This is a genomic window from Amycolatopsis tolypomycina, assembly GCF_900105945.1.
In the GTDB taxonomy this organism is placed as follows: Bacteria; Actinomycetota; Actinomycetes; order Mycobacteriales; family Pseudonocardiaceae; genus Amycolatopsis; species Amycolatopsis tolypomycina.
On record NZ_FNSO01000004.1, the window covers coordinates 790,238 to 816,631 of the forward strand.

Here is a 26,394-nt window from a genome sequence, read left to right on the forward strand (position 1 = left end):
GCTCAGCCGTTCGCGACGGGGACCCGCCGCGCGCGCAGCACGTCGGCGACGGTCTCCGCGGCGGTCAGCGGGTCCAGCGGGTGCACCAGCACGGCGTCGGCCTGCGACCAGGTGGCCAGCCAGCGGTCGTCCTTGCGCCGCACGGACACCACGATCGGGGGGCAGTCGGTGATCTCGCTCTTGAGCTGGCGGCAGAGGCCGATGCCGCCGGTCGGCTGCGCCTCGCCGTCGAGGATCGCCAGGTCGACGTTCCCCGCGTCCACCTCGGACAGCACGTCGGCGATGCCGGCCGCCTCGACGTAGTCCACGCGCGCCAGGTCGGCGGCGGGCCGCCGGCCGACCGCGTTCACGATCGCTTCGCGCACCTCCGCCTTGTGGCTGAACACCAGGACCCGCATCGACCGCTCGCCCATGTTGGACACGCCTCCGTCTCGCCGTGTACGTCTCCGCCGATCGTATCGGCAGAGACCGACATCACGCGGTCGGCTCCGGCTGTTGCGCGTCCCAGCCGAGCGCGTCGCCGCCCAATCGTTGCGCGAGACCCGCCATCCGGGACCGTTCCTGGGCGCAGTGCAGCGCGTCGAGCACCTGGACGCGGACCGCGAGCACCCGCGTCAACCCCTCCGAAGGGGCCTGTTCTCGCAGCTCATAGCCGTCCTGGGCGAGGATCGACGCCGCCTCGGCGAGCCGGTCCGGCGGCAGGAGCAGGTGGTGCCGCAGGACGGCCGGTGCCGCGGCGACCCAGGCGGGTGAACCGGCGAGCACGGCGGAGTCCGCGACGACCGGGTCGAAGGCCTCGGCGACGATCTCCAACCCCGGCGCGTCAGGCGTCAGACCGGGCGTTTCCCGCTTCTTGACCAGGTCAAGCAGGCGGTCGAGTAAACCCATGAGTAGCTCTCACCTTCCCGGGCATCCGGTGTGATCGGTTACGCAGACGGCTCGCCGTGGACCCACCCGGCGGAGCGGCGGTGCGAGAGGACATAATGCGACGCGTGACAACGGCAGCTCCCACCATCAGTCAGCGGGTCCACTCGCTGAACCGGCCGAACATGGTCAGTGTCGGCACCATCGTGTGGCTTTCCAGCGAGCTGATGTTCTTCGCCGGACTGTTCGCGATGTTCTTCACCGTCAAGGCGCAGAACTCGTCCGGCCAGTGGCCGCCGCCGCTGCACGGCGAGGAGTTCCACCTCAACGTGGCGTACGCGATCCCGTTCACGGTGATCCTCGTGCTGTCCTCGCTGACCTGCCAGTTCGGCGTGTTCGCGGCCGAGCGCGGCGACGTCTACGGGCTGCGCCGCTGGTACATCATCACGTTGATCATGGGCGCGATCTTCGTCGGCGGCCAGGCCAACGAGTACCACAACCTGGTCGAAGAGGGGATGACGATCCCGTCCGGCCCGTTCGGCACGGTCTTCTACCTCGCCACCGGGTTCCACGGCCTGCACGTCATCGGCGGGCTCGTCGCCTTCGTGTACCTGCTCATCCGCACGAAACTGAGCAAGTTCACGCCCGCCCAGGCCACGTCGGCGATCGTCGTGTCCTACTACTGGCACTTCGTCGACATCGTGTGGGTCGGCCTCTTCGGTGTGATCTACCTCCTTCCGTAGGTCCCACCCAGCCGCCACCACCTTCACCATCGGCCTGAACTGACAGCAAGGGTTGCCGCAAGATGACCACCAGCACGAAATCCTCGGAGCGCCGCTACCGCGCGCGGTCGAAGCTGCGGAGGCGGTTCGCCGGCCTGCTCGCGCTCGGCATCGCGCTGGTGGGTGCCGGCGCCGGCTACGCCCTGCTCGTGCCGGAGCCGCAGACCGCGCAGGCCCAGGGCACGCCGGCGCAGCTGCGCCTCGGCGAGCAGGTCTACAACAACACCTGCATCGCCTGCCACGGCGCGAACCTCGAGGGCGTGCAGGACCGCGGGCCGAGCCTGATCGGCATCGGCGACGCCGCGGTGTACTTCCAGACTTCTTCGGGTCGCATGCCGGCCGCGCGCCAGGAGGCCCAGGCCGCGCGGAAGCCGCCGAAGCTGACCGAGGCCGAGATCGACGCGGTCGGCGCCTACATCCAGGCGCACGGCGGCGGCGTCCAGCGTCCCGCGGAGAAGGGCGAGGCCCTGCGCGGCGACGACCCGGCCCGCGGTGGCGAGCTGTTCCGCCTCAACTGCGCGTCGTGCCACAACTTCACCGGCCGCGGCGGTGCGCTGTCGGCGGGCAAGTACGCGCCGAACCTGGACCCGGCCAGCGAAGAGCAGATCTACACCGCCATGCTCACCGGCCCGCAGAACATGCCGAAGTTCTCCGACCGGCAGCTGTCGCCGGAGGAGAAGAAGGACATCGTCGCCTACGTGAAGTCGGTGTCGGACGGCAACAATGACCCGGGTGGTGCCGGCCTCGGCGGGGTCGGCCCCGCTTCGGAGGGCGTCATCGCCTTTATCGTCGGGATCGCCGCGCTGATCGGCGTGACGTTGTGGATTGGATCGAAGGCATGAGTGCCGAGGGGCCGAAGCCGCCGTCGGAGGCGGAACTGGCTGAGATGGACCGGGACCAGCTGGTCAAGCTGGGTGGGCAGCTCGACGGTGTCGAGATCGTTGAGTACCCGACCCCGTGGCCCGTGGAGGGCACCCGCGCGGAGAAGCGCGCCGAGCGCCTGGTCGCGTTCTGGTTCGGCCTGTCCGCGCTGGCCGGGATCGGGTTCGTCGTCTCGCTGATCTGGTGGCCGTGGCAGTACGAGGCGCCGGACAACGAGAGCGGCCACTTCTGGTACAGCCTCTACACCCCGATGCTCGGCGTCACGCTCGGCCTGGCCATCCTCGGCCTCGGCATCGGCGTGATCCTGTACACGAAGAAGTTCGTGCCCGCCGAGGTCGCGGTGCAGCAGCGCAGCGACGCGGGCGGCGAGGGGTCGGCCGAGGTCGACCGCCAGACGATCCTGGCGCACCTGGCCGACGCCGGGAACCGCAGCACCATCGCCCGCCGCTCGCTGATCAAGCGCTCGGCGATCGCCGGTGCGGGTGCGCTCGGCCTCGCGGCCGCGGCGCTGCCGATCGCGTCCTTCATCAAGAACCCGTGGAAGGACACGGAGACCCGCGATTCGCTGTGGCACACCGGCTGGCAGCCGAACTTCCCCGGCGAGAAGGTCTACCTGCGCCGGGCCACCGGCAAGCCGGTCGAGGTGGAGCACGGCAAGGAGACCGAGATCTCCCTGGTCAAGGCCGAGGACCTCGACGCCGGCGCGATGGAGACGGTGTTCCCGTTCCGCGAGTCCGAGCGCAACAACGCCGAGGCGCTGGCCGCCGCGCTGATGCGCGTCGACAACCCGGTCATGCTGATCCGCCTGCGCCCGACCGACGCCGCCAAGGTCGTCAAGCGGGCCGGCCAGGAGGACTTCAACTTCGGCGACTACTACGCGTACACGAAGATCTGCAGCCACGTCGGCTGCCCGACCTCCCTGTACGAGCAGCGGACCAACCGCATCCTGTGCCCGTGCCACCAGTCGCAGTTCGACGCCCTCCACTACGCCAAGCCGATCTTCGGCCCGGCGACCCGTCCGCTGGCCCAGCTACCGATCACGGTGGACGAAGAGGGATACTTGATCGCGCGAGGCGACTTCATCGAGGCCATCGGTCCGGCCTTTTGGGAGCGTAAGTCATGAGTTCACTCACCACGCCGACCAAGGGCTCGAGTGCCGTCGAGCGGCACCTGGGCGAGGCCGCGAACAACGCCGACCAGCGGTACCACCTGGCCAAGGGCCTGCGGCACCAGATGAACAAGGTGTTCCCGACCCACTGGTCGTTCCTGCTGGGCGAGATCGCGCTCTACAGCTTCATCATCCTGCTGCTCACCGGTGTGTACCTGACGCTGTTCTTCGACCCCTCCATGCAGGAGGTCGTCTACCACGGCAGCTTCAAGAACATGCAGGGCCTGGAGATGTCGCAGGCGTTCCGCACGACGCTGGACATCTCGTTCGACGTCCGCGGCGGCCTGTTCATGCGGCAGCTGCACCACTGGGCCGCGCTGATCTTCGTCGCGTCCATGGCCGTCCACATGCTCCGCATCTTCTTCACCGGCGCCTTCCGGCGGCCGCGTGAGGCGAACTGGGTGATCGGTGGCCTGCTGCTGATCCTGGGCTGCTTCGAAGGCTTCTTCGGCTACTCGCTGCCGGACGACCTGCTCTCCGGCACCGGTATCCGCGCGACGCTCTCGGGCATCGTGCTCTCGGTGCCGGTGGCCGGCACCTGGATCCACTGGGCGCTGTTCGGCGGGGAGTTCCCCGGCGACCAGATCATCCCGCGCCTGTACACGCTGCACATCCTGCTGATCCCGGGCATCATGCTCGCGCTGGTCGGCGCGCACCTGGCGCTGGTCTGGTACCAGAAGCACACGCAGTTCCCGGGCGTGCGCCGCAAGGAGACCAACGTCGTCGGCGTCCGGATCATGCCGTACTTCGCGCTCAAGGGCGGGGCGTTCTTCACCCTGGTCGTGGGTGTGCTGGCACTGATGTCGGGCCTGTTCCAGATCAACCCGGTGTGGAACTTCGGCCCGTACAACCCGGCGCAGGTGTCGGCGGGTTCGCAGCCCGACTGGTACATGGCCTGGGCCGACGGCATGCTCCGGATCTGGCCGGCGTGGGAGGTCTACCTCGGGAACTACACGATCCCGGCGGTGTTCTTCCCCGGCGCGGTCGGCATGCCGATCCTGTTCGGCCTGCTGCTGGGCTACCCGTTCATCGAGCGGAAGCTGTCCAAGGACACCGCGCACCACAACCTGCTCCAGCGGCCGCGTGACGCACCGGTCCGCACGGCGCTGGGCGCGATGGCGCTGGGCTTCTTCATGGTCATCGAGCTGTCGGGCTTCAACGACATCATCGCCGACCAGTTCGACATCTCCCTGAACGCGACGACGTGGGCGGGCCGCATCGGCGTGCTGATCGTGCCGCCGCTGGCCTACTACTTCACCTACCGCATCTGCCTAGGCCTGCAGCGGGCCGACCGCGAGGTGCTGGAGCACGGCGTCGAGACGGGCATCATCAAGCGGCTGCCGCACGGTGAGTTCATCGAGATCCACCAGCCGCTGGCCGGCGTCGACAGCCACGGCCACGCGGTCGCGCTCGAGTACCAGGGCGCGTCGGTGCCGAAGAAGATGAACAAGCTGGGTTCGGCCGGTCAGGCCGTGCCGGGCACGTTCTGGTCCCCGGACCCGGCCGAGGAGACCGCGGCGCTGCAGCGGGCCCACGGCAACGGGCACTCCGGCGGCGAGAACGGGCAGCACGGCCAGCACGGCGAGTTCGACTCCGCCGAGGCCGCGTCGTCCGCGAAGCAGTCGGACCACTAGGTCCACCCACACCGAAGGCCACCTCCCGCGGGAGGTGGCCTTCGGCGTTCCGGAACCTGCGTATTGGCCGACGGCCAGCGCCCCAATGTGGCGTTCGGTGCGTCAGACGCACCCAATGTGGCGTTCGGTGCGTTGAACGCAACCAACGCCACATTGGGGCGCGGGAGTGGCTCGGAGCCCGCTCAGTCCTCGACGCCGATCGAGAAGGCCGATTCGGTGTCGGTGCGGCTGTAGGACCGGAACGCGATGTGCGTGACGGTGTCCAGCACGCCCGGCACCTTCCCGATCTTGCCGGGGATCAGGTCGGCGAGGTCCTCGTGCGTGGACACCTGCACCGTGGCGATGAGGTCGACGTCCCCGGCGCACGAGTACACCTCGCCGACCCCCTCGATGTCGGCGATCGCCTGCGCCGCGTCCGGGATCGCGTCCGCCTCTGCCTGGATCAACACGATCGCGGTGATCACCTGGGTCCTCCAAGACTCGTCTGCGGGTGTCCTCCGCGATCCTAGCTACGCCGCGGTGTGGGCCAGCCAGTGCGCGGCGAGTGCTTCGTCGCCGGTGACGGCGACGCTCTGGGCGGGCCGGCGCCGGCTGAAGACGAGCAGGAGGTTCTGCACCGGGCCGGTCAGCGTGACGTCCGCGGGTTTCGTGGCGCGGGTCCACCGGACGCCGTCGGGGGAGCGGGTGATGTGCCAGCCCGGGTCGGCGTCGTCGGGGTTCAGGAGGAGAGTCTGGCCGGTGCCGCGCAGCTCGGCGAAGGCCGGGTTGAGGGTCGCGGTGGTGGGGTCGGACAGCACTTCCAGCCATTCGCTGATCGCGTCGGCGGCGACGTCCGGCGCCACGGTGAACGCCCTGCTCGTCGTCAGGGCCGCGTCGGCGTGGTGGACGACCGTGTCGTGCAGCATCCGGCGCAGCCAGAACCGGGCGGGCTGCGGCCCGAAGAACGTCCACACCGGAGTGTCGCCGGCGGCTCGCACGGCGGCTTCGAGCTCCTCGGCGCCCTCGCGGAGCCAGGCGGACCACTTCTCGGGCGCGCCGGGGTCGGCGTCGAAGGGGTCGGGGACCGGCGACGGCCCGTCCCGGACGATGCTCGCGGCCCAGCGGTGGGCCTGTCCGATGTGGCCGGTGAGCGTCCGCAGGGGCCACTCCGGGCAGGTGGGCACCATCGTGGCGGGATCGGCGTTCTCGACGGCCGCGGCGAACCCCGCGGTGTGTTCGTGGAGGCCGTCGGCGAGTCTGGCGTTGTCCATGGCCGTACCGTAGGAATTCCACCCGGCTGGAGGTTCGACGGAAGGTGACCGGAGACACACTCGGCATCGGCGAGCTGGCGCGCCGGACGGGCGTGCCCGTCCGCACGATCCGCTTCTACTGCGACGAGGGCGTACTGGAGCCGGTGCGCAGCGCGGGCGGTCACCGCCGCTTCGACAGCGCGGCGATCGACCGGCTCACCCTGGTGCGCCGCCTGCGCGGGCTCGGGCTGGGCCTGCGCCCGATCACCGACGTCCTCGACGGCCGCCGATCCCTCGACGACGCCGTCGCGGCCGAGCGGACGGCCCTCGACCGCGAGCTGGCGACGCTGAGCTGGCGTCGGTCGGTGCTGCGCGCGGTGTCGGAGGTCGCGCCGGCCGACCGGGCGGCCCGGCTGGAGCTGCTGTCCGCGGTCCAGGACGGGTGGTCGGCCCACGAGACGCTGGTCCGCTTGTGGCGCCCGATGACGACGGGCCCGATCCCCCCGGACACGGCCCGCATGTTCCTGGCCGTCAGCGCACCGGAGCCACCGGCCGAGCCGTCGACGGCCCAGGTGGTGGCGTACGCCTCGCTGGTGCTGCTCGCGGCGGACACCCGGCTGGCCACGGACCTCGCGGCGAGCACGCTGGCGGGCCACGACCGCATCGCGGACCTGGGCGAGCTCCACGCGGAGGTGGGCGAGGCCTGCGCCTCGGCGGCGGTGCTCCTGGCGGCCGGAGCCGAGCCGGCGGCGGGCCCGGAGCTGGACCGTTTCGTGGCAGCCCACGCGACGGCTTTGGGCGCGACGGACAGTGTGGCGTTCCGCAGGGCGCTGAACCACCGGACGGCTCCGGATCGGAATCCGCGGCTGCGCCGCTACTGGCAGCTGACAGCCGAGGTGACGGGTGCTGCGGCGCCCCTGGGGCTGGCCCACACGTGGCTGCTGGACGCCCTGGACTCCTCGGTGGCCTGAGTCCTCGGCAACCACACGGTCGGCCCGCGTGCCTGGAGGGTCGGCAGGGGGTGCCGGGGTGGTCGGTGTGCGTGCTGGGCGGGGTTGGCTGGTGTGCCGGGGTGGTCGGTGTGCGTGCTGGGCGGGGTTGGCTGGTGTGCCGGGGTGGTCGGTGTGCGTGCTGGGCGGGGTTGGCTGGTGTGCCGGGGTGGTCGGTGTGCGTGCTGGGCGGGGTTGGCTGGTGTGCCTGGTCGGTCGGCGTGCGTGCCGGGCGGGGTCGGCCGGTGTGCCGGGTGGTCGGCGTAAGTGCCGGGCGGGTCGCCCGGTGTTCCTAGGCAGTCGGCCCGCGTGCCTGTGCGGTCGACCGTGGGCCGGCTCGTCGCGTGCGTGGGCCGGGCCGTCAGTGCACGTGTTCCAGCGAGTGCGCGTCCGCGACCAGGTCCAGCCACCCCCGCCACCCCGCCACCGCCGCCGGTTCGGCCCAGGGGCGGGTTGTCCGGACCAGCCGGACTCCCGGCCTTGCCAGCCAGCGCAGCAGCACCCCCACCTCCTCCGGGGGCGCTCCGTGCAACGGCCCCGGCTCCGGGAACACCGTCTCCGCCGACGCCACCAGCGCCTCCACCACCGGCATCGGCGGCACCCCGCGCCGCGCGACGCCTGCCGATGCCAGGCGGCCGTAGCGGATCACCGACAGCTCCCAGCCGCCCGCGCCGTCGGGGGCCGCCGCGATCAGCTCGCCGATCGATGCCAGCGATGCCTGCCTGTGGGCTCGCCCCAACGCGCGGATCAGCGCCGCCAGCTCGTCGCGGTGGCGCGCTGCCTGCTCGTAGTGCTGCCCCGCCGCCAGGCGCTCCACGTGCGCCGCCGCCGTGTGCAACGGGCCGCCGTCGACCCCGGCGATCAGGGCCGAGACCGACTCGACCGCCGGGACGTACGCCGCCTCGCTCTGCCGTCCCGCGCACGGTGCTCCGCAGCGCCCCAGCTCCGCCAGCACGCACGGGGTCCCGTTCGCCGACCGCGGCGAGATCCGCTGGGTGCACGTCCGCAGCCCCGATGCCCCCGCCAGGGTGTCGGCCGTCGTGCGGGCGTCCGCCTGGTTGCGGAACGGGCCCAGCACCCCCGGCCGCGGCAGGCGGACCACCGACAGCCGGGGGAAGGCCTCGTCCGTCAGGCCGATCCACCAGCCCTGGTGCCGGTTCTTCGACCGCCGGTTGTACGCCGGCCGGTGCGCCGCGATCAGCCGGAGCTCGCGGACCTCGGCCTCCAGCGCGTGCGCGCACACCACGTGGTCGACGCCCTCGGCCAGCGCGACCATCTCCCGGATCCGGCTGCGGTTCTCCGATCCCGTGAAGTACGTCCGCACCCGCCGCCGCAGGTCCTTGGCCGTGCCGACGTACAGGACCTCGTCCTTCGGCCCCTTGAACAGGTAGACGCCCGGTGCCGACGGCAGGTCGGCCGCCAGGTGCCGCTTCGCCCGCTGGGCGACTGTGACCTCCGGCAGGTAGCCCATCAGCTCCTCGAGCGAGTGCACGCCCAGGTTGCCGACCCGCTCCAGCAGGCCGTGCAGGACGTCCACCGTCGCGCGCGCGTCGTCGAGCGCCCGGTGCGTCGGCCGCGTCTTCGCGCCGAACAGCAGCGCCAGCGCCGTCAGGTTGTACCGGCCGACCTCGTCGCGCGGCACCACCCGCCGCGCCAGCCGGACCGTGCACACCACCGTCAGCTTCGGCCACACGTACCCGTGGCCCTCGCACGCCGCCCGCATGTGGGACGTGTCGAAGCCCGAGTTGTGCGCCACCAGCACCGCACCCCCGACGAACTCCAGGAACGCCGGCAGCACCTCCTCGATCGGCGGCGCGTCGTAGACCATGGCCTGCGTGATCCCGGTCAGTGAGACGATCTGCGGCGGGATCGGTGTGCCCGGGTTCACCAGCGTCGCGAACTCGCCCAGCACCTCGCCGCCGCGCACCTTCACCGCGCCGATCTCGGTGATCCCGGACGGCCCCGGCGGAGCCCCGGTCGTTTCGAGGTCGAAGACGACGAAAGTGGTGTCCCGCAAGGGAGTTCCGAGCTCGTCGAAGGCGAGCTGAGCCTGGACCGAACGCATGGGCGGGACTTTAAGGGTGACCACCGACAGTTTCGGCGCGCAGCCGGTCCGTGTGGTGCGCGGCGCGGGATGCGGGGGCGGGGCCTACCCTGGACCAATGCACCCGCAGCCGCTCGTGCCGGAGCCGCCGGAGGACCCCACGGGGCCCTCGGGCGTCGCGTCGCGTCCCGAGCCGGCCGAGGAGGCCGCTGACCAGGCCGGACATCCCGAGCCGGGCAGCTGGCCCGCCCTGCCCGAACCGGTCCGCGACCGGATCGCCGAGCTCGCCGCGGCCGCCGTCGCCAAGCTGCCCGCCACCGACGTGCCCCGCCAGCTGCGGCCGGTCGCCAAGTTCGCCCCGGCCAAGCGCGCCAAGCTCGGCGGCGCCGCCCTGCTCGCGGCGCTGGCCGACTCCTCCCAATTCCGGACCGCGGTCATCGAGTGGCTGCGCGAACACCGCACCGACGCCCTCGACCCCAACGCCACCGACTCCGTCGCCGCGGCGGCCGCCGCCGTCCTCCTCGGCGAGTCCGGGGCCACCGGGCGCGTCCGGCTGGTCGCGCGGAACGCCGAGGAAAACGCCCTGCGCGCCGAACGCGACGCCGCGCTCGCCCGCACCCAGCGGCTCGAAGCCGAGCTCGCCCAGGTCCGGGCCGAACTCGCCGAAGCGAAACAAGCCGCCGAAAACGCCCGCGGCGAGCGCGAGGGCGAAGTCGAGAAGCTCCTGAAGCGCCTTCGCGAACAAGGCGTCCAGCTGCGCCAGGCCAGGGACGCGGCCGAGGCGGCGGCCGCGGACGCCGAACGCGGCTCCGCGGCCCGCACCGACGAAATCGCCGCCCTGAACACCCAGCTCGAGCGCGAACGCCAGCGCGTCGCCGTCGAACGCGCCCGTGCCGAACGCGCGGTCGCCGACGCCGAGATCGCCCGCCAGTCCGCGCGCGAGGCCCGCCAGGCCGACGAGGTGCGGCTCGCCCTGCTCATCGACACCATCGACGGCGCCGTCACCGGCCTCCGCCGCGAGCTCGCCCTCGGCGCGCGCGGCGCCCGCCCGGCCGACATGGTGCGCGGCGCCAGCGCCGGCACCGGCCAGGGCGGCAAGATCGCCGACGTGTCCACCCTGGACCGCTACCTCGCGCTGCCGAACGTGCACCTGATCGTCGACGGCTACAACGTCACCAAGACGGGCTATCCCGAGCTCGCGCTCGCCGACCAGCGCGACCGGCTGATCCACCAGCTGTCGGCGCTGGCCGCGCGCACGTCCGCCGAGGTCACGGTCGTGTTCGACGGCGCCGGCGTGCTGTCGGTCCCGGCTTCGGTGCCCCGCGGGGTGCGGGTGCTGTTCTCCGACCGCGGGGTGCTGGCCGACGACGTGATCCGCAACCTCGTCGCGGCCGAGCCCGCCGGGCGGCCGATGGTCGTGGCGACGTCGGATCGTGCGGTGGCGGACTCGGTGCGTGGCCGCGGCGCCCATCCCGCTCCCTCATCCGTGCTGGTCAGCCGCCTGTCGAGGGTCTGACCGCCCGAAATTGTCGGTGGTGGCGCCTACCGTTCTCCCCAGTCGATCCCGACGTGAGGAGGACCCCATGAGCGGCACCCCCGAGCTGTCCGAAGTGGACGTCTCGCACATCGCCGTTTCCGACATCGAGAACCTGGTGGTCGATTGCGACCGCTGCGTCGTGCGGGGCATCTCGTGCCACGACTGCGTGGTGAGCGTGCTGCTCGGCGCGCCACCCGCCGTGGTGTGGGACGCCGACGAGCGGCGGGCGATCGATGCGCTGGCCGAGGCCGGGATGGTGCCCCGGCTGAGGCTGGTCGAAGACCCTGCCGCCTGATTTCCACCGTTTCGTGACGGCGCGCCGAATGGTCGATTGAATCGGTGAACGGTCGGTAGTCGAAAAGCGCTCCGGAGAAACCCCAGCGTGTAACGCCCATCACATGTATTCTCCCGCCCTGGTCCGATGGTGTTCAGCGGCGTCACGCACAGTTTTTGGGCGAGAGGTGGTGGACGCGGTGGCGCTCTTTTCGTAACCTGTCCGAGATCTCGTGGCCCCCGGCCGTCGGTGGAGACGGCGACGCGAGATCGCCGCCGGACGCAGCTTTGTCGGGAAGCTGGGAACCGGAACCACCACCGCGTGCTTCACCTGTTGCGGCTCGTGCATGGCAAAAGCGTGCATGCCAGAGCGCACGGTACGGGCGCGTGGTGGCGGGACAGCGGTGAAGAGGAAATCCCCGGCCTCTTCGTGCCCCGGTCCCCGTCGGCGGCCGAGACGCAAAGGAGACCCGCGCGACCGTGCAGTCGCATTCCCTCAGGCGCGTGGTTTCAGGTGCCCTCGCCGCGGCCTCGGTGATCACGCTCGTCACCGTGGCCCAGCCGTCGGCCATCGCCGCCCCCGTCCCCGTTCTCCAGACCCCGCCCACCGGCTCCGACGCCCTCGCCCAGTACCGCGACCTCGCGGCGCAGGCCGAGAAGCTCAACGAAGACCTGCTTTCGGCGCAGGACGACCTGAAGAAGAAGCAGGCCGACTTCGACAAGGCCACCGCCGACGTCAACGCGGCGAAGGCACAGGCCACCACGGCGTCCGAGAGCCAGAAGAAGTACCAGACCGAGGTCGACAAGTTCGCCGGTGCGTCGTTCACCAGCGGTGTCCAGCTGAACAAGCTGTCGGCGCTGCTGGCGGGCACGTCCACCCAGGACTTCCTCGACCGCTCCTCGGCGCTCGAGGTGCTCGCGACCGGCAAGAACGCCGCGATGGACAACCTCACCGGCGCCGTCCGGCAGGCCACCGACGCCGCGGCCAAGGCCAGCGACGCCGCGAAGCGCGCGCAAGACGCGCGGGACGCGGCGGCCAAGCTGACCGAGGACATCAAGGCCAAGCAGAAGACGCTCAACGACCAGATCGAGCAGCTCAAGGCGGCTAACCGGAACCTCAGCGCCGCCGACAAGGCCGCCCAGCGGGACCGCGGCGCGACTCCGCCCAGCAACATCAAGGCGCCCACCGCCGCGGCGCAGGCGGCCGTGGACGCCGCGCTGAGCAAGCTCGGCAGCGCCTACGTCTACGGCAACACCGGCCCGAACACCTTCGACTGCTCGGGCCTGACGTCGTGGGCGTACAAGCAGGCCGGGCTGACCATCCCGCGGACCAGCCGCGAGCAGTCGACCTTCGGCACCGCGGTGCCGCGTGACCAGCTCCAGCCGGGCGACCTCGTGTTCTTCTACTCGCCCGTTTCGCACGTCGGCATGTACATCGGCAACAACCAGATGGTGCACGCGCCCGACACCGGCGACGTCGTGAAGATCTCGCCGCTGCAGAGCCAGTACTCGGGAGCGCGCCGCCCGACGGCGTGAATTCGCAGCACTGTGTCCGATTCGAGGGGCGGTACCGCACACGCGGTGCCGCCCCTCCGGCGTCCGTTAGCCTTCTGGGCGTGCTCAAGACCCTGCTCGTGACCAACGACTTCCCGCCGCGGCCCGGGGGGATCCAGAACTACCTGAACTCCCTCGCCACCCGGCTGCCGGCGGACGACCTGGTCGTCTACGCGCCGTCGTGGGAGTCGCGGACGGGGTCGCACGAGGAGTTCGACGCCGAAGCGCCGTTCGAGGTCGTCCGGCACCCGACGTCGCTGATGCTGCCGACGCCGGACGTGCTCCGCCGGGCGAAGCAGATCATGCGCGCACGGGACTGCGAAGCCGTCTGGTTCGGTGCGGCGGCGCCGCTCGCGCTGCTGGGGCAGCCGCTGCGGCGGGCCGGGGCGCGCCGGGTCGTGGCGTCGACGCACGGCCACGAGGTCGGCTGGTCCATGCTCCCGGCTTCCCGGCAGGCGCTGCGGCGGATCGGCGACACGACCGACGTCGTCACCTACGTCAGCCGGTACACCCGCAGCCGCTTCGCCGCGGCCTTCGGCGCGATGGCCGGGCTGGAGCCGCTGCCGTCCGGGGTCGACACCGAGGTGTTCCGGCCGGATCCGGCCGCTCGCGCGGAGATCCGCGCCCGGCACGGCCTCGGCGACCGGCCGACCGTCGTCTGCGTGTCGCGGCTGGTCCCGCGCAAGGGCCAGGACCAGCTGATCCGCGCGCTGCCGTCGATCCGCGAGCGCGTGCCGGGCGCGGCGCTGCTGATCGTCGGCGGCGGCCCGTACCGCAAGAGGCTCGCCGGCCTGGTCACCGAGCTGGGCCTGGAGCGCGACGTCGTGCTCACCGGGTCGGTGCCGTGGGCCGAGCTGCCGGCGCACTACACCGCGGGCGACGTCTTCGCGATGCCCGCGCGCACCCGCGGCAAGGGTCTCGACGTCGAAGGGCTCGGCATCGTCTACCTGGAGGCCTCGGCGACCGGGCTGCCGGTGGTCGCCGGCAACTCCGGCGGGGCGCCCGAGGCGGTGCTCGACGAGGTCACCGGGCACGTCGTCGACGGCCGGGACGTCGGCCAGCTCGGCGAAACCCTGGCCAGCCTGCTGGCCGACCCGGTGCGCGCGCGCCGGATGGGCGAGGCCGGGCGCGCGTGGGTGACGGCGAACTGGCGCTGGGACGTGCTGGCGCGGCGGCTGTCCGGCCTGCTGGACGGCGATCCGGTGGCCGCCGTCCGCTAAGGCGTGTAGAGGGCCGGGTGCCGGGGATCGTCGACGCGCACCACGACGTCGGCGAGCGAACTCGGGCCGACCTCCTCCTCGTAGCGTTCGTAGGCCGGGACCGCCCAGGTTTCCGGGACGCGGCGGCGCAGCGCGGCGGGGGAGAGCCACAGGTGCACGGCCAGGTCGACGGCGAGGCCGGCGCCGAGCAGCAGCTCGCCGTCCAGGAGCACGACCCCGCCTTCGGGCAGCGGCACCCGCTCGGCGCGGGTCGCCCGGTCGCGGCCGGCGTCCCACAGCGACGGCAGGACCTCGCCGGACCCCTTGAGCGGGTCCAGGACCTCGCGGCGGAGGGCGCCGAGGTCGAGCCAGTCCGTGTAGCGGGCGTCGGGGTTGGTGCGGCCGTGCTCGAAGCGCAGTGACGCGGGACGCAGGAAGTCGTTCGCCGACACGCGCAGGGTCGCGCGGCCGCGCAGGCGCAGGGGATCGACCAGGGCGTCCGCCAGCTCCGCGGTCCCGGTTGCGCCCGCCGCGCCGTCGACGGCCACCGCGAGCCGCGGCCCGGGGAGCGCGTCGATGCGGTCGGTCAGTTCTTCGGCGAGGACGGCGGGGGAGATCGGGCGGTAGCGCACGGGTCCCCATCCTCCACCCGGACCGGTCGCCGGTTTTGTCGTACCCCGGTGCGAGGATGAGGCCATGACTTCTTCAACGGGGAAGACAGCCGATGTCGGGTGGAACATCGGTGTCTCGCGCACGCTGCCGTACCCGGCCGATGCGGTGTGGGACTTCCTGGTCAGCCGGGACGGCGTCGCGATCTGGCTCGGCCCCGGCGTCGAGCTGCCCAAGGAAGCGGGCGCGGAGTACGAAACGGCGAACGGCACGGTGGGCGAGATCCGCAGCTTCGTCGACGGCGACCGCGTGCGGCTCACGTGGCGGCCGAGCGACTGGGACCACGACTCGACCGTGCAGGTGCGGCTGAGCGGTTCGGGCGCCAAAACCACGCTGCGGTTCCACCAGGAATGGCTTGCGGACGCGGAAGAGCGCGCGGAACAGCGGGCATACTGGCAGGACGTGACCGAGCGCGTCGTGGCGGCACTCGCCGAACGCTGACGCCGCTGGACGGGGGGATGCCATGACGAGCGACGAGATCCTCGAGGTGCCGGAGGACTTCGCCCAGGATGCGCACGTCTTCGCGGAGATGCTGCGCGGCGGCGGCCCGGTGCGCCGGGTGCGGCTGCCACCGCGGGGGCTGCCGGCCTACGTGGTCACCGGGTTCGCGGACGCCCGGGCGCTGCTGGCCGATCCGCGGCTGCGGAAGAGCAGCCAGGGCATCCGGGAGCTCTTCGTGGCGAAGCTGCCGCCGGAAGCCCTGTTGAGCGGCTCCGGGGCGGACCTCAGCCAGCACATGCTCAACTCCGACCCGCCGGACCACACGCGGCTGCGGAAGCTGGTGAACAAGGCGTTCACCGCGCGGACGGTGGCGCGGCTGCGGCCGCGGGTCACCGAGATCACCGCCGAACTGCTCGACGCGCTGGCCGGGCAGGAGCAGGCGGACCTGGTGGCGTCGTTCGCCGCGCCGCTGCCGATCACGGTGATCTGCGAGCTGCTCGGCGTGCGCGAGGAAGACCGCTCGGAATTCGCCGGCTGGTCGAAGACGCTGCTGAGCGCGGCGGTGCGCGAGCAGGAGATCCAGGCCGCGGCGGCGAGCATGTTCGCGTACCTGTCGGGCCTGATCGCCCAGAAGCGCGCCGAGCCGGCCGAGGACATGCTGTCGGACCTGGTGCACGCGAGCGACGACGGCGATTCGCTGTCCGAGACCGAGCTGGTGTCGATGGCGTTCCTGCTGCTGGTCGCCGGCCACGAGACCACGGTCAACCTGATCGCGAACGGCGTGCTGGCGCTGCTGCGCGAGCCGGAGCAGCTCGCCCGGCTGCGCGCGGAGCCGGCGCTGCTGCCGGGCGCGGTCGAGGAGTTCCTGCGCTTCGACGGCCCGATCCACCTGGCGACGCTGCGGTTCACGGCGGAGCCGGTGGAGGTGGGCGGGGTGACGATCCCCGCGGACGAGTTCGTGCTGGTGTCGCTCCTGGGCGCCAACCGCGACGCGGAGCGGTACCCGGAGCCGGACAAGCTGGACATCACCCGCGCCGCCGGCGGTCACCTGGCCTTCGGGCACGGGATCCACTACTGCGTGGGCGCGCCGCTCGCCCGGCTGGAGGCGGAGATCGCGCTGGGCGGGCTGCTGGCGCGGTTCCCGGAGATCGCGCTGGACGCCAAGCCGGACGAGCTGGTGTACCGGCGCAGTTCGCTGGTCCACGGGTTGGAGGCGCTGCCGGTGCGGTTGCGCTGACCACCGCGGCAGACCGGCCGGCCGAGGCCGTGTCGTAGGGTCGGCGGATGGACTCCGCCGACCTGCTCGCCCTCGACGCCCAGCACGTCTGGCACCCCTACGCGCCCATGCCGGCGAAGGTGCCGTCGCTGCTGGTCACCGAAGCGAGCGGGGTCCGGCTGAAGCTGGCCGACGGGCGGGAACTCGTCGACGGCATGTCCTCGTGGTGGTCGGCCATCCACGGCTACCGGCACCCCGTGCTCGACGCCGCCCTCACCGCGCAGGCCGGGCGGATGAGCCACGTCATGTTCGGCGGCCTCACCCACGAACCCGCCATCACCCTCGCGAAGACCCTCGTCGACCTCAGCCCCGACGGCCTCGAACACGTCTTCCTCTGCGACTCCGGGTCCGTCTCCGTCGAAGTCGCCGCGAAGATGTGCCTGCAGTACCAGCGTTCCCGCGGGCGCACCGGCAAACACAAGCTGCTCACCTGGCGCGGTGGCTACCACGGGGACACCTTCACCCCGATGAGCGTCTGCGACCCCGACGGCGGCATGCACTCGCTCTGGCGCGGCGTCCTGCCCGAACAGGTCTTCGTGCCCGCGCCGCCGTCCGGGTTCGACACCCTGCCCGACCAGTCCTATGTGGACGTTCTCGCCGCCGCAATCGAGCAGCACCAGGACGAACTCGCCGCCGTGATCGTCGAGCCCGTCGTGCAGGGCGCCGGCGGGATGCGGTTCCACCACCCCGCCTACCTGCGTGCCCTCCGCGAAATCACCGAAGCGCACCACGTTCTCCTCATCTTCGACGAGATCGCCACCGGCTTCGGGCGCACCGGCGCGCTCTTCGCCGCCGAGCACGCCGGCGTCACGCCCGATGTCCTGTGCGTCGGCAAGGCGCTCACCGGCGGCTACCTGAGCATGGCCGCCGCCCTCTGCACGCCGGAAATCGCCGCCGGCATCGCGCGGGGCGAGCTGCCCGTCCTCGCCCACGGCCCCACCTTCATGGGCAACCCGCTCGCCTCCGCCGTCGCCAACGCCTCCCTCGGCCTGCTCGCCGACGGTCGCTGGCGCGGCGACGTCACGCGGCTGGAAAAGGGCCTGCTCGACGGCCTCGCCCCGGCGCGCGACCTGCCCGCGGTCGCCGACGTCCGGGTGCTGGGCGCGATCGGCGTGCTGCAGCTCGACCACCCCGTCGACATGGCCGTCGCCACCGACGTCGCCACGGCGCACGGTGCGTGGCTGCGGCCGTTCCGGGACCTCGTTTACGCCATGCCGCCCTACGTTTCGACTGACGACGACCTCGGCGTGATCACCCGGGCGATGCTTGCGGTCGCCGAAAAGGCCTGAATTCAGCACATCGGGTGTGACCACCGGCACACCGAGACCCGAAGGTCCCTCATCGTCGCCCTGCGTGGCAGACCGGGGTCGAAACCACGCGAACGGTCGAGACGGTAAGTGTGAAGGGACCGGGAAACCCGGTCCGTCCTGTGCCCGGGCGAACGCGAGAAATGCTTGCGTAGCGGACTTTTCGCGCGGTTTCGGCGATCCTGCCCCCATGATCGAGATCGTTCGTGGCGAACACGACACCGGACCCCCGAAGCGTTCCGCACACCGGGAGAACCTCAAGCACGATTTCCTCGCGTCGATAGTCGTCTTCCTCGTCGCCGTCCCCCTGTCCCTCGGCGTGGCCTTCGCCGCCGGGGCGCCGCTGCTCTCCGGCCTGATCTCCGCCGTCGTCGGCGGGCTGGTCGCGAGCCTCTTCGGCGGATCACCGCTGCAGGTCAGCGGCCCGTCCGCCGCCCTCACCATGGTGGTGGCCGACACGATCGCCACCCACGGCTGGCCCGTCACCTGCGCGATCACCGTCGCCGCGGGCCTGCTCCAGATCCTCTTCGGCCTCACCCGGGCCGCCCGTGCCGCGCTCGCCGTGTCGCCGGCGATCGTGCACGGCCTGCTCGCCGGCATCGGCGTCACGCTCGTGCTCGGCCAGCTGCACGTCGTCCTCGGCGGGACGGCGCAGGGATCCGCGCTCGCCAACGTCCTGGCGCTGCCCGGGCAGATCGCCGCGCACCACGACCAGGCCGTGCTGATCGGCGTGGTCACCCTCGGCGTGCTGCTGGCCTGGCCGCGGCTGCCGCGGGCCGTCCGCCGGGTGCCCGCGCCGCTGGCCGCCGTCACGCTGGCCACCGGCCTGTCCGTCGCGGTCGGCATGACCCTGCCGCGCGTCGACCTCCCCGCCGGCCTGCCCTCGCTGGGCCTCGTCCCGCAGCTGCCGGGCGGCGGCTGGGGCAGCTTCGCCGCCGCCGCGGTCACCATCGCGCTCATCGCCGGCCTGGAGAGCCTGCTGTCGGCCGTCTCCGTGGACAAGCTCCGCGGCGGCTCGCGCACCGACCTCGACCGCGAACTCATCGGCCAGGGCACGGCGAACGTCGCCGCCGGCGCGCTCGGCGGGTTCCCCGTCACCGGCGTCATCGTGCGCAGCATGACCAACTACGAGGCCGGCGCGCGCACCCGGGCGTCGGCGGTCCTGCACTGCGTCTGGATCCTCGCCGCCTGCCTCCTGCTCACCGGCGTGCTGCGGCTGATCCCGCTCGCCGCGCTGGCCGCGCTGCTGGTGTACGTCGGGATGAAGCTGGTGAACCTCCCGGCGCTGAAGGAGGTCCGGCGCCACGGCGACCTGCCGGTGTACGCCGTGACCCTGGCCGGCGCGGTCGCCGTCAACCTGCTCACCGGGGTCGCGGCGGGGATCCTGCTCGCGCTCGCGCTGATGCTGCGGCGGATGATCTTCTCCGGGATCCACGTCGAAAAGGACGGCGACCGCCACCGCGTCGTCATCGAGGGCGCGCTGACGTTCCTGTCCGTGCCGCGGCTGACCCGCGTGCTCGCTGGTGTGCCGCCGCACGCCGAAGTCACCCTCGAGCTGCTCGTCGACTACCTCGACCACGCCGCGTTCGACTGCCTGCGCGGCTGGCAGCAGGCCCACGCCGGGCCGGTCACGGTCGACGAGATCGGGCACCCGTGGTTCGAGCGCGGCCGCGCGGGGGAGCCGACCGTGCGGCGCAGCGTCGCCGCGCGGGTCGTGCCGCGGTGGCTCGCGCCGTGGTCGCAGTGGCAGGCCGAGCACGTCGTGCTGCCCGCCCAGCGCACCGCCAGCTCGCTGCTGTGCCGCGGTGCTTCGGAGTTCCAGCGCCGCACCGCGCCGCTGCTGCGCGAGACGTGGGACGGGCTGGCGCACGGCCAGCAGCCGCACACGCTGTTCATCACCTGCGGCGACGCGCGGATCGTGCCGAACCTGATCACCACCAGCGGGCCGGGCGACCTGTTCACCGTGCGGAACATCGGCAACCTCGTCCCGCCGTCCGACGGCAGTGACAGCTCGGTCGGCGCGGCGATCGAGTACGCCGTCGGCGTGCTGGAGGTGGCCGAGATCGTCGTGTGCGGGCACTCCGGCTGCGGCGCGATGAAGGCGCTGCTCGGCCGGGCCCCGGACGGGCTCGACCAGCTCGGCAGCTGGCTGCGGCACGGCGAAGCGACGCTGCGGCGCCGCAGCCGCGAGGCGCCGCTGCTGCTCGGCGGCGAGCGGCCGGCCGCCGAGGCCGACCAGCTCGCCCTGCAGAACGTGGTGCAGCAGCTGGAAACCCTGCGCGGTTACCCGGTGGTGGCGGCGGCCCTGGAGCGGGGCGCGCTGCGGCTCACCGGGATGTACTTCGACGTCGGCGCCGCGCAGGTGTCCCTTTTGGACGATGCCGCGCGGGGGTTCGTCCCCGCGAGCGCGCTGGAACACTGATCACCGGCGGAGGCCGCTTCCGGGCACCTGTGCTCCGGAGGCGGCCTTCGCCGTGCCCGGCCTCGCCTCAAGCGCCCCAATGTGGCGTTGGTTGCGTTCAACGCATCGAACGCCACATTGGGTGCGTTGGACGCACCGAACGCCACATTGGGGCGCTCGGGGCCCGAGAGAACCGTTGTATAGCACCGGATTTATCTGTCACGTGACAGGTCGGCGACGTGTTACCGACGTGTTAACGGCATGTCCGATTTGTGACAAAAGGGTGAAATGTGGCCAGTTCTTCACTCGATCGGGTGGAACGTAGCGGACATTTCACTCGATTTCCGGTTGCATGGTGATCATGAGACCCCTCGCCGTGCTCCGACACGACCTGCCGGCCTCACTGGTCGTCTTCCTCGTAGCTGTTCCCCTGTCCCTGGGCATCGCCCTCGCTTCGGGCGCCCCCGTGGCCGCCGGGTTGGTGGCCGCCGTCGTCGGCGGCATCGTCGCCGGTGCGCTCGGCGGCTCCGCGCTGCAAGTCAGCGGGCCCGCCGCCGGCCTCACGGTCGTGATGGCCGAAACCATCCAGACGTTCGGGTGGGCCGTCACCTGTGCGATCACCGTCGCCGCCGGCGCGTGCCAGATCCTGCTGGGGCTGAGCCGCATCGCGCGCGCCGCGCTGGCCATCTCGCCGGCGATCGTGCACGGCATGCTGGCCGGTATCGGCGTCACGATCGTGCTCGGCCAGCTGCACGTCATCCTCGGCGGCAAGGCCCAGAGCTCCGCCGTCGAGAACGTCGCCCAGCTGCCCGCCCAGATCGTCGCCCACCACGACTCCGCCACCATCGTCGGCCTCGTCACCATCGGCCTCCTGCTGGTCTGGCCGAAGCTGCCGGCCGCGGTCCGCAAGGTGCCAGGGCCGCTCGCCGCGATCGCGGTGGCCACGGTGGTGTCGGTCGTGTTCGGGATGACGCTGCCGCGCGTCGAGCTGCCCGGCGACCTGCTGAACATCCACCTCGTCCCGCAGCTGCCCGACGGCTGGGGCGGGTTCGCCCTCGCCGTCATCACGATCGCGCTGATCGCCAGCGTGGAAAGCCTGCTCTCGGCGGTCGCGGTCGACCGCATGCACACCGGGCCGCGCGCCAACCTCGACCGCGAGCTGGTCGGCCAGGGCACGGCCAACATGATCTCCGGCGCGCTGGGCGGCCTGCCCGTCACCGGCGTGATCGTCCGCAGCTCCACGAACGTCGCGGCCGGGGCGAAGTCCCGGGCGTCGGCGGTGCTGCACGGCGTCTGGGTGCTGCTGTTCGTCGTCCTGCTCGCCGGGCTGATCGAGAGCATCCCCCTCGCCGCGCTGGCCGGCCTGCTGGTGCACGTCGGCGCGAAGCTCGTCAACCCCGGGCACATGAAGACCGTGCTGGCCCACGGCGACCTGCCGGTGTACCTGCTGACCCTCGGCGGCGTCGTGGTGTTCGACCTGCTCACCGGCGTGCTGGCGGGCATCGGGCTGGCGGTGGTGCTGATGCTGCGCCGCACCGTCTGGTCGGGGATCCACGTCGAACGGGAAGGTGACGACTGGCGCGTCGTCGTCGAAGGCGTCCTGACGTTCCTGTCGGTGCCCCGGCTGTCGAAGGTGCTCGGGAGCATCCCGGGCGGTGCGGCGGTGCGGCTGGAGCTGGTCGTCGACTACCTCGACCACGCCGCGTTCGAAAGCCTGCACACCTGGCAGCAGGCGCACGAGCGCGCCGGCGGCACGGTGGAGGTCGACGAGGTCGGCCACCCGTGGTTCGGCAACGGCAAGGACGGCCGCCCCACCCGCCACCGCTCCGCGGCCCGGGCGGTGCCGCGCTGGCTGGCGCCGTGGTCGGAGTGGCAGGCGGCGGAGGGGGTCGAAATCCCGGCCCAGCAGACCCGCCGCGGGGCCACGGAGTTCCACCGCCGGGCCGCGCCGTTGCTCAAGGACACCCTGTCCGGTCTGGCCGACGGCCAGCGGCCGCGCACGCTGTTCATCACGTGCGGCGATTCTCGCATCGTGCCCAATCTCATCACCACGAGCGGGCCCGGGGACCTCTTCACCATCCGCAACATCGGGAACCTCGTGCCACCCGGGCAGGCCGACCCGTCGATGAACGCGTCGATCGAGTTCGCGGTCGGTGTGCTCGGGGTGTCGGAGATCGTCGTCTGCGGTCATTCCTCCTGTGGCGCAATGAAAGCCGTCGCGGACGGCGCGCCCGAGGGGCCGCTGGGCGACTGGCTGCGGCACGTCGGGCCGAGCACGCAGCGGTCCGGCGCGCTCACCGTCGACGGCGTCCGGCCCGCTCGCGACGCCGATCGGCTGGCCCTGCACAACGTTCTGCAACAGCTCGAGCACCTGCGGGAGTACCCGCTGGTCGCGGCGGCCGAGAAGGCCGGGAAGCTGCAGCTGACCGGCATGTACTTCGATGTCGGGGCGGCGAGCGTGCACCTGCTCGACGGGGAGGCGCGCACGTTCGTCGCCGCCGGGCAGTAGCCCGAACGGCGGTTCCCGGGTCCGGCCCGGCATGGAAACCTCCGGCGTCCACACGGCACACGGGATGGGGGCCCGCGCCGTCGCGCCGAAGGGGGATGGCCAGTCCATGTCGCTATCCAGACGTTTCCGGGTGCTCGTCGTGGCCGCGCTGGCCGCGGTCACCGCGTTTCCCGCCGTGCCGGCCGTCGCTTCGACGGCCGGCACGGCACTCACCTGGCAGCCCTGCGCCGGGGTGCCCGAACCGGCCCAGGGGCTGCAGTGCACGACGATGAGCGCGCCGCTGGACTACGCGCAGCCGTCGGGAGCCAAGATCACGCTCGCGTTCTCCCGGCTGCCGGCCGCCGATCCGGCCAAGCGCCGCGGGGTGCTCCTGCTGAACCCGGGATCGCAGGGCGACTCCCAGCTCGCCCTGCCGCTGCAGCTGCTGGCCCTGGGCCTGCCGCAGGCCGTGCGGGACGCCTACGACCTGATCGCCTTCGACCCGCGCGGGGCCGGGAACAGCACCCGGGTGACGTGCAACCTGCCCGTGACGTTCATGATCCCGCCCGCCTACGCCGTGACGCCCGCGGGCGTCGACACCCAGGCCGCGGTGGCCAGTCAGAACGCCCAGGGCTGCGCGGCCGCGCCGTCGGCACCGCTGCTGCCGCACATCACCGTCCGGAACGTCGCGCGTGACCTCGACGGCATCCGGGCGGCCCTCGGCGAACGGCGGATCTCCTTCCTCGGCTACTCGTTCGGGGCCTTCCTCGGCGCGACCTACGCGACGATGTACCCGCACCGCACCGATCGGGTGGTGCTGGACAGCTCGACCGGGCCGGGCGGGCTCGACTACACCTGGTCGCGCCGGTTCGCTTCGGGCTTCGAGAAGCACTTCCCCGACTTCGCCGCCTGGCTCGCCGCCCAGGACGCGACCTACGGCCTCGGCAGCACGCCGGAAGCCGTGAAGGCCAAGTACTTCGCGCTCGCCGCGAAGCTCGACCAGACGCCGATCGAGACCGTCGACGGCGCCACCTTCCGCTGGATCAACGAAGCCCTCACCCAGTCGGACGCGACCTTCCCGCTGCTCGCCCAGGTCTGGCAGCAGGCCGACAACGGCACGATCGCGCGGCCGCCGCTGCCGCCCGGGTTCGACTTCTCCGGGCTGCTGGCGATCGTCTGCAACATGGACGGCTGGCCGAAGGACGTCGAGGTCTACCGGCAGGCCGTGGCCGAGGACAGGGCCCGCTACCCGATGCTCGGCGCGGCCGCGGCGAACGTCTGGGCCTGCGCGTTCTGGCCGGCGCAGCGGACGGAGCCGCAGGTGCGCATCACCGACCGCGGCCCGTCGAACATCCTCATGGTGCAGAACCTGCGCGACAACGGCACCGACTACCCGGGCGGCGTCGAGATGCGCGCGGCGCTGGGGCACCGGGCCAGGCTGCTGACGGTCGACCAGGGCGGCCACCGCGCCTACCTGTTCGGCACCAACGCCTGCGCGAACACGGCGGTGGCCCGCTACCTCGCCGAGGGGGTGCGCCCGGCCGGGGACACGTTCTGCCCGGCCTGACCCGGTCGTCGCCCGCCGGCCGGGGTCACTATGTTGGTTGGTCGTGACCATGCTGGTGATGACGGGAACCGGGACCGGGGTCGGCAAGACGATCACCACGGCGGCGATCGCGGCGCTGGCGGTGGCCGGCGGGCAGCGGGCGGCGGTGCTGAAACCGGCCCAGACTGGTGTCGGCCCCGATGAGCCCGGTGACCTGCAGGACGTCGTCCGCCTCGCCGGGCCCGAGGTGACGACGCGCGAGCTGCGCCGGTACCCGGACCCGTTGTCGCCGGAGGCCGCGGCCCGCCGCAGCGGCCTCCCGGCGCTCGACCCCGGCGAGATCGCGCAGGCGGCGTCGGACCTGGACACCGGGCACGACCTCACCCTGATCGAAGGCGCGGGCGGGCTGCTGGTGCGCTTCAACGGCACCGGCGCCAGCCTCGCCGACGTCGCCTGGTCGCTCGGCTCGCTCGTCATCATCGTGGCCGAGGCCGGCCTCGGCACCCTCAACGCCACGGCGTTGACCGCCGAGGTCGCCACCAGGCGCGGGCTCACCGTCGCCGGGGTGATCATCGGCGCGTGGCCAGCCGAACCGGACCTCGCGGCGCTGTCCAACCTCGAAGACCTGCCGGTCGCGGCCGGGGCCCCGCTGCTCGGGGTGCTGCCCGCGGACATCGGCCGGGCCTCCCGCGAGGACTTCCTGACCGCGGCGCGGGCCGGGCTCTCGCCGTGGTTCGGCGGCGAATTCGACCCGGAGCTGTTCGCGGGCTGCGCTTCCGCCGGGAAGTGACCTGCATCGCTGTCCCCTCGACGTCCCTTCGTGCACGATGAGGGACGTTTGCCGCACCACCTCGATCAAGGAGCCGCCGTGACCGCAGTCCCGGACACCGATGTCCTCGCCCTAGCGCGCGAGCAGGTCCTCGAGAACGGCGTCGGCCTGGGTGAACAGCAGGTCCTCGACGTGCTCCGGCTGCCCGACGAGCGGCTGCCCGACCTGCTCGCCCTGGCGCACGAGGTGCGGATGCGCTGGTGCGGCCCCGAGGTCGAGGTCGAGGGCATCATCAGCCTCAAGACCGGCGGCTGCCCCGAGGACTGCCACTTCTGCTCCCAGTCCGGCCGCTTCCCGACGCCGGTGCGCTCGGCGTGGCTCGACATCCCGAACCTGGTGAAGGCCGCCCGGCAGACCGCCGAAACCGGCGCGACGGAGTTCTGCATCGTCGCCGCCGTCCGCGGCCCGGACAAGCGGCTGCTCTCGCAGGTCCGCGAGGGCGTCCGCGCGATCCGCGCGGACGGCAACGACATCCAGATCGCCTGCTCTCTGGGCATGCTGACGCAGGAGCAGGTCGACGAGCTCGTCGACATGGGCGTCCACCGCTACAACCACAACCTCGAGACGGCGCGCTCGCACTTCCCGTCCGTGGTCACGACGCACACGTGGGAAGAGCGCTGGGACACGCTGCGGATGGTCGCCGAGGCGGGCATGGAGGTCTGCTGCGGCGGCATCATCGGGATGGGGGAGACGGTCGAGCAGCGCGCGGAGTTCGCCGTGCAGCTGGCCGAGCTGAACCCGCACGAGGTGCCGATGAACTTCCTCATCCCGCAGCCCGGCACGCCGTACGAGCACTACGAGATCGTGGAGGGCCGCGACGCCCTGCGGACGGTCGCGGCGTTCCGGCTCGCGATGCCGCGCACGATGCTCCGGTTTGCGGGCGGCCGCGAGCTGACGCTCGGCGACCTCGGCGCGGAGCAGGGCATGCTCGGCGGCATCAACGCGATCATCGTCGGCAACTACCTGACCAACCTGGGCCGGCCGGCTTCGGCGGACCTGGAGATGCTGGACGAGCTCAAGATGCCCATCAAGGCGCTCAGTGACAGTCTCTGAGCCTGCCTTGGACGCTGCCTTCTGTGTCCACTGTGGACAGCAGTCGCCGGGTGGGGCGGACCACCCGGCGTGCCACAACCCCCGGACGGCGCTGGAGCCGCCGCGGTACTGCACGTTCTGCGCGCGCCGGCTGGTGGTCCAGGTGAGCCCGCTCGGCTGGACGGCCCGCTGCAGCCGCCACGGCGAGACGGCCAGCGGCTGACGGCGCCGCGCGGCTGGGTAACTAACC

Annotated in this window: 24 protein-coding genes; 18 read left to right on the forward strand and 6 right to left on the reverse strand. The window is 72.2% G+C overall.

All coding sequences use genetic code 11. The annotated features are described in order from the left end of the window. Positions 1-2: 2 nt before the first annotated feature. Together BLW76_RS14385 and BLW76_RS14390 are read right to left on the reverse strand one after the other, a co-directional pair. A complete protein-coding gene (locus tag BLW76_RS14385; RefSeq protein WP_091307212.1) occupies positions 3-413 on the reverse strand; it encodes a response regulator in 411 nt (136 codons plus the stop codon). Positions 414-474: 61 nt separating this feature from the next. Beyond that, on the reverse strand, positions 475-888 hold the full coding sequence (locus BLW76_RS14390) for a hypothetical protein (protein WP_091307215.1): 414 nt from the start codon (positions 886-888) through the stop codon (positions 475-477). Positions 889-983: 95 nt separating this feature from the next. Here BLW76_RS14390 and ctaE point away from each other — a divergent pair, with 95 nt between their 5' ends. The 4 genes from ctaE (at position 984) to qcrB (ending at position 5,330) form a co-directional block, all read left to right on the forward strand. After that, the gene (gene ctaE / locus BLW76_RS14395; protein ID WP_063749462.1) at positions 984-1,607 is read left to right on the forward strand and encodes an aa3-type cytochrome oxidase subunit III; all 624 of its coding nucleotides are present in this window, start codon (positions 984-986) and stop codon (positions 1,605-1,607) included. A gap of 62 nt (positions 1,608-1,669) precedes the next feature. Further along, positions 1,670-2,488 (forward strand): cytochrome bc1 complex diheme cytochrome c subunit, encoded by an 819-nt coding sequence (gene qcrC, locus BLW76_RS14400; RefSeq protein ID WP_091307218.1) that lies wholly within the window; start codon positions 1,670-1,672, stop codon positions 2,486-2,488. After that, complete coding sequence (gene qcrA / locus BLW76_RS14405; protein WP_091307222.1) at positions 2,485-3,651, forward strand: cytochrome bc1 complex Rieske iron-sulfur subunit; 1,167 nt, start codon at positions 2,485-2,487, stop codon at positions 3,649-3,651. Before qcrC ends, qcrA begins: the two co-directional genes overlap by 4 nt. Continuing rightward, a complete protein-coding gene (gene qcrB / locus BLW76_RS14410) occupies positions 3,648-5,330 on the forward strand; it encodes a cytochrome bc1 complex cytochrome b subunit (RefSeq protein WP_091307224.1) in 1,683 nt (560 codons plus the stop codon). The genes qcrA and qcrB overlap by 4 nt, the downstream gene beginning before the upstream one ends. A 182-nt stretch (positions 5,331-5,512) precedes the next feature. Here qcrB and BLW76_RS14415 read toward each other — a convergent pair whose 3' ends face one another. Both BLW76_RS14415 and BLW76_RS14420 read right to left on the reverse strand, forming a co-directional pair. Continuing rightward, entirely contained in the window at positions 5,513-5,794 is a 282-nt protein-coding gene (locus BLW76_RS14415; protein ID WP_091307228.1) for an Lrp/AsnC family transcriptional regulator, read from the reverse strand. Between the two features lie 45 nt (positions 5,795-5,839). Beyond that, positions 5,840-6,580: a maleylpyruvate isomerase family mycothiol-dependent enzyme gene (locus BLW76_RS14420; RefSeq protein WP_091307231.1), complete on the reverse strand. Its 741-nt coding sequence runs from the start codon at positions 6,578-6,580 to the stop codon at positions 5,840-5,842. Between the two features lie 44 nt (positions 6,581-6,624). On the opposite strand from BLW76_RS14420, the gene BLW76_RS14425 reads away from it, so the two are divergent. Then, a complete protein-coding gene (locus BLW76_RS14425; protein WP_091307234.1) occupies positions 6,625-7,530 on the forward strand; it encodes a MerR family transcriptional regulator in 906 nt (301 codons plus the stop codon). Positions 7,531-7,909: 379 nt separating this feature from the next. Here BLW76_RS14425 and BLW76_RS14430 read toward each other — a convergent pair whose 3' ends face one another. Then, positions 7,910-9,613, reverse strand: coding sequence for a DEDD exonuclease domain-containing protein (locus BLW76_RS14430; RefSeq protein ID WP_091307237.1), 1,704 nt, complete (start codon positions 9,611-9,613; stop codon positions 7,910-7,912). Positions 9,614-9,710: 97 nt separating this feature from the next. Here BLW76_RS14430 and BLW76_RS14435 point away from each other — a divergent pair, with 97 nt between their 5' ends. The 4 genes from BLW76_RS14435 (at position 9,711) to BLW76_RS14450 (ending at position 14,176) form a co-directional block, all read left to right on the forward strand. Beyond that, positions 9,711-11,108, forward strand: a complete 1,398-nt coding sequence (locus BLW76_RS14435) for an NYN domain-containing protein (RefSeq protein WP_091307240.1) — start codon at positions 9,711-9,713, stop codon at positions 11,106-11,108. Positions 11,109-11,175: 67 nt separating this feature from the next. Next, a complete protein-coding gene (locus tag BLW76_RS14440; protein WP_091307243.1) occupies positions 11,176-11,424 on the forward strand; it encodes a hypothetical protein in 249 nt (82 codons plus the stop codon). Positions 11,425-11,882: 458 nt separating this feature from the next. Further along, positions 11,883-12,938, forward strand: coding sequence for a C40 family peptidase (locus tag BLW76_RS14445; protein WP_167384605.1), 1,056 nt, complete (start codon positions 11,883-11,885; stop codon positions 12,936-12,938). Between the two features lie 80 nt (positions 12,939-13,018). Beyond that, positions 13,019-14,176 carry a glycosyltransferase family 4 protein gene (locus BLW76_RS14450; RefSeq protein WP_208613292.1) on the forward strand — a complete coding sequence of 386 codons (1,158 nt, stop codon included), beginning with the start codon at positions 13,019-13,021 and terminating at the stop codon, positions 14,174-14,176. On the opposite strand, the gene BLW76_RS14455 is transcribed toward BLW76_RS14450, so the two are convergent. After that, positions 14,173-14,787: a nucleoside/nucleotide kinase family protein gene (locus BLW76_RS14455; protein WP_091307247.1), complete on the reverse strand. Its 615-nt coding sequence runs from the start codon at positions 14,785-14,787 to the stop codon at positions 14,173-14,175. The genes BLW76_RS14450 and BLW76_RS14455 overlap by 4 nt on opposite strands. 64 nt (positions 14,788-14,851) lie before the next feature. Here BLW76_RS14455 and BLW76_RS14460 point away from each other — a divergent pair, with 64 nt between their 5' ends. The 9 genes from BLW76_RS14460 (at position 14,852) to bsaP (ending at position 26,367) form a co-directional block, all read left to right on the forward strand. Beyond that, positions 14,852-15,265, forward strand: coding sequence for an SRPBCC family protein (locus tag BLW76_RS14460; protein WP_091307250.1), 414 nt, complete (start codon positions 14,852-14,854; stop codon positions 15,263-15,265). Between the two features lie 22 nt (positions 15,266-15,287). Beyond that, positions 15,288-16,502, forward strand: a complete 1,215-nt coding sequence (locus BLW76_RS14465) for a cytochrome P450 family protein (protein WP_091307254.1) — start codon at positions 15,288-15,290, stop codon at positions 16,500-16,502. A gap of 47 nt (positions 16,503-16,549) precedes the next feature. Then, complete coding sequence (locus tag BLW76_RS14470; protein ID WP_091307257.1) at positions 16,550-17,830, forward strand: adenosylmethionine--8-amino-7-oxononanoate transaminase; 1,281 nt, start codon at positions 16,550-16,552, stop codon at positions 17,828-17,830. Positions 17,831-18,038: 208 nt separating this feature from the next. Next, entirely contained in the window at positions 18,039-20,270 is a 2,232-nt protein-coding gene (locus tag BLW76_RS14475) for a bifunctional SulP family inorganic anion transporter/carbonic anhydrase (protein WP_091307260.1), read from the forward strand. Positions 20,271-20,601: 331 nt separating this feature from the next. Continuing rightward, complete coding sequence (locus BLW76_RS14480; RefSeq protein ID WP_091307263.1) at positions 20,602-22,758, forward strand: SulP family inorganic anion transporter; 2,157 nt, start codon at positions 20,602-20,604, stop codon at positions 22,756-22,758. A 106-nt stretch (positions 22,759-22,864) separates the two neighbouring features. Continuing rightward, positions 22,865-24,304, forward strand: coding sequence for an alpha/beta hydrolase (locus tag BLW76_RS14485; protein ID WP_091319393.1), 1,440 nt, complete (start codon positions 22,865-22,867; stop codon positions 24,302-24,304). Between the two features lie 49 nt (positions 24,305-24,353). After that, positions 24,354-25,073: a dethiobiotin synthase gene (gene bioD, locus BLW76_RS14490; RefSeq protein ID WP_208613536.1), complete on the forward strand. Its 720-nt coding sequence runs from the start codon at positions 24,354-24,356 to the stop codon at positions 25,071-25,073. Between the two features lie 78 nt (positions 25,074-25,151). Beyond that, positions 25,152-26,165, forward strand: coding sequence for a biotin synthase BioB (gene bioB / locus BLW76_RS14495; RefSeq protein WP_091307266.1), 1,014 nt, complete (start codon positions 25,152-25,154; stop codon positions 26,163-26,165). Positions 26,166-26,172: 7 nt separating this feature from the next. Further along, positions 26,173-26,367: a biotin synthase auxiliary protein BsaP gene (gene bsaP / locus BLW76_RS14500; RefSeq protein WP_091319397.1), complete on the forward strand. Its 195-nt coding sequence runs from the start codon at positions 26,173-26,175 to the stop codon at positions 26,365-26,367. Positions 26,368-26,394 lie beyond the last annotated feature (27 nt).

Excerpts from the sequence above, each read along its gene's own strand:
- BLW76_RS14385 (WP_091307212.1), bottom strand. The coding sequence starts at position 413 with ATGGGCGAGCGGTCGATGCGGGTCCTGGTGTTCAGCCACAAGGCGGAG.
- BLW76_RS14390 (WP_091307215.1), bottom strand. The coding sequence starts at position 888 with ATGGGTTTACTCGACCGCCTGCTTGACCTGGTCAAGAAGCGGGAAACG.
- ctaE (WP_063749462.1), top strand. The coding sequence starts at position 984 with ATGCGACGCGTGACAACGGCAGCTCCCACCATCAGTCAGCGGGTCCAC.
- qcrC (WP_091307218.1), top strand. The coding sequence starts at position 1,670 with ATGACCACCAGCACGAAATCCTCGGAGCGCCGCTACCGCGCGCGGTCG.
- qcrA (WP_091307222.1), top strand. The coding sequence starts at position 2,485 with ATGAGTGCCGAGGGGCCGAAGCCGCCGTCGGAGGCGGAACTGGCTGAG.
- qcrB (WP_091307224.1), top strand. The coding sequence starts at position 3,648 with ATGAGTTCACTCACCACGCCGACCAAGGGCTCGAGTGCCGTCGAGCGG.
- BLW76_RS14420 (WP_091307231.1), bottom strand. The coding sequence starts at position 6,580 with ATGGACAACGCCAGACTCGCCGACGGCCTCCACGAACACACCGCGGGG.
- BLW76_RS14430 (WP_091307237.1), bottom strand. The coding sequence starts at position 9,613 with ATGCGTTCGGTCCAGGCTCAGCTCGCCTTCGACGAGCTCGGAACTCCC.
- BLW76_RS14435 (WP_091307240.1), top strand. The coding sequence starts at position 9,711 with ATGCACCCGCAGCCGCTCGTGCCGGAGCCGCCGGAGGACCCCACGGGG.
- BLW76_RS14440 (WP_091307243.1), top strand. The coding sequence starts at position 11,176 with ATGAGCGGCACCCCCGAGCTGTCCGAAGTGGACGTCTCGCACATCGCC.
- BLW76_RS14460 (WP_091307250.1), top strand. The coding sequence starts at position 14,852 with ATGACTTCTTCAACGGGGAAGACAGCCGATGTCGGGTGGAACATCGGT.
- BLW76_RS14465 (WP_091307254.1), top strand. The coding sequence starts at position 15,288 with ATGACGAGCGACGAGATCCTCGAGGTGCCGGAGGACTTCGCCCAGGAT.
- BLW76_RS14470 (WP_091307257.1), top strand. The coding sequence starts at position 16,550 with ATGGACTCCGCCGACCTGCTCGCCCTCGACGCCCAGCACGTCTGGCAC.
- BLW76_RS14475 (WP_091307260.1), top strand. The coding sequence starts at position 18,039 with ATGATCGAGATCGTTCGTGGCGAACACGACACCGGACCCCCGAAGCGT.
- BLW76_RS14480 (WP_091307263.1), top strand. The coding sequence starts at position 20,602 with ATGGTGATCATGAGACCCCTCGCCGTGCTCCGACACGACCTGCCGGCC.
- BLW76_RS14485 (WP_091319393.1), top strand. The coding sequence starts at position 22,865 with ATGTCGCTATCCAGACGTTTCCGGGTGCTCGTCGTGGCCGCGCTGGCC.
- bioD (WP_208613536.1), top strand. The coding sequence starts at position 24,354 with ATGCTGGTGATGACGGGAACCGGGACCGGGGTCGGCAAGACGATCACC.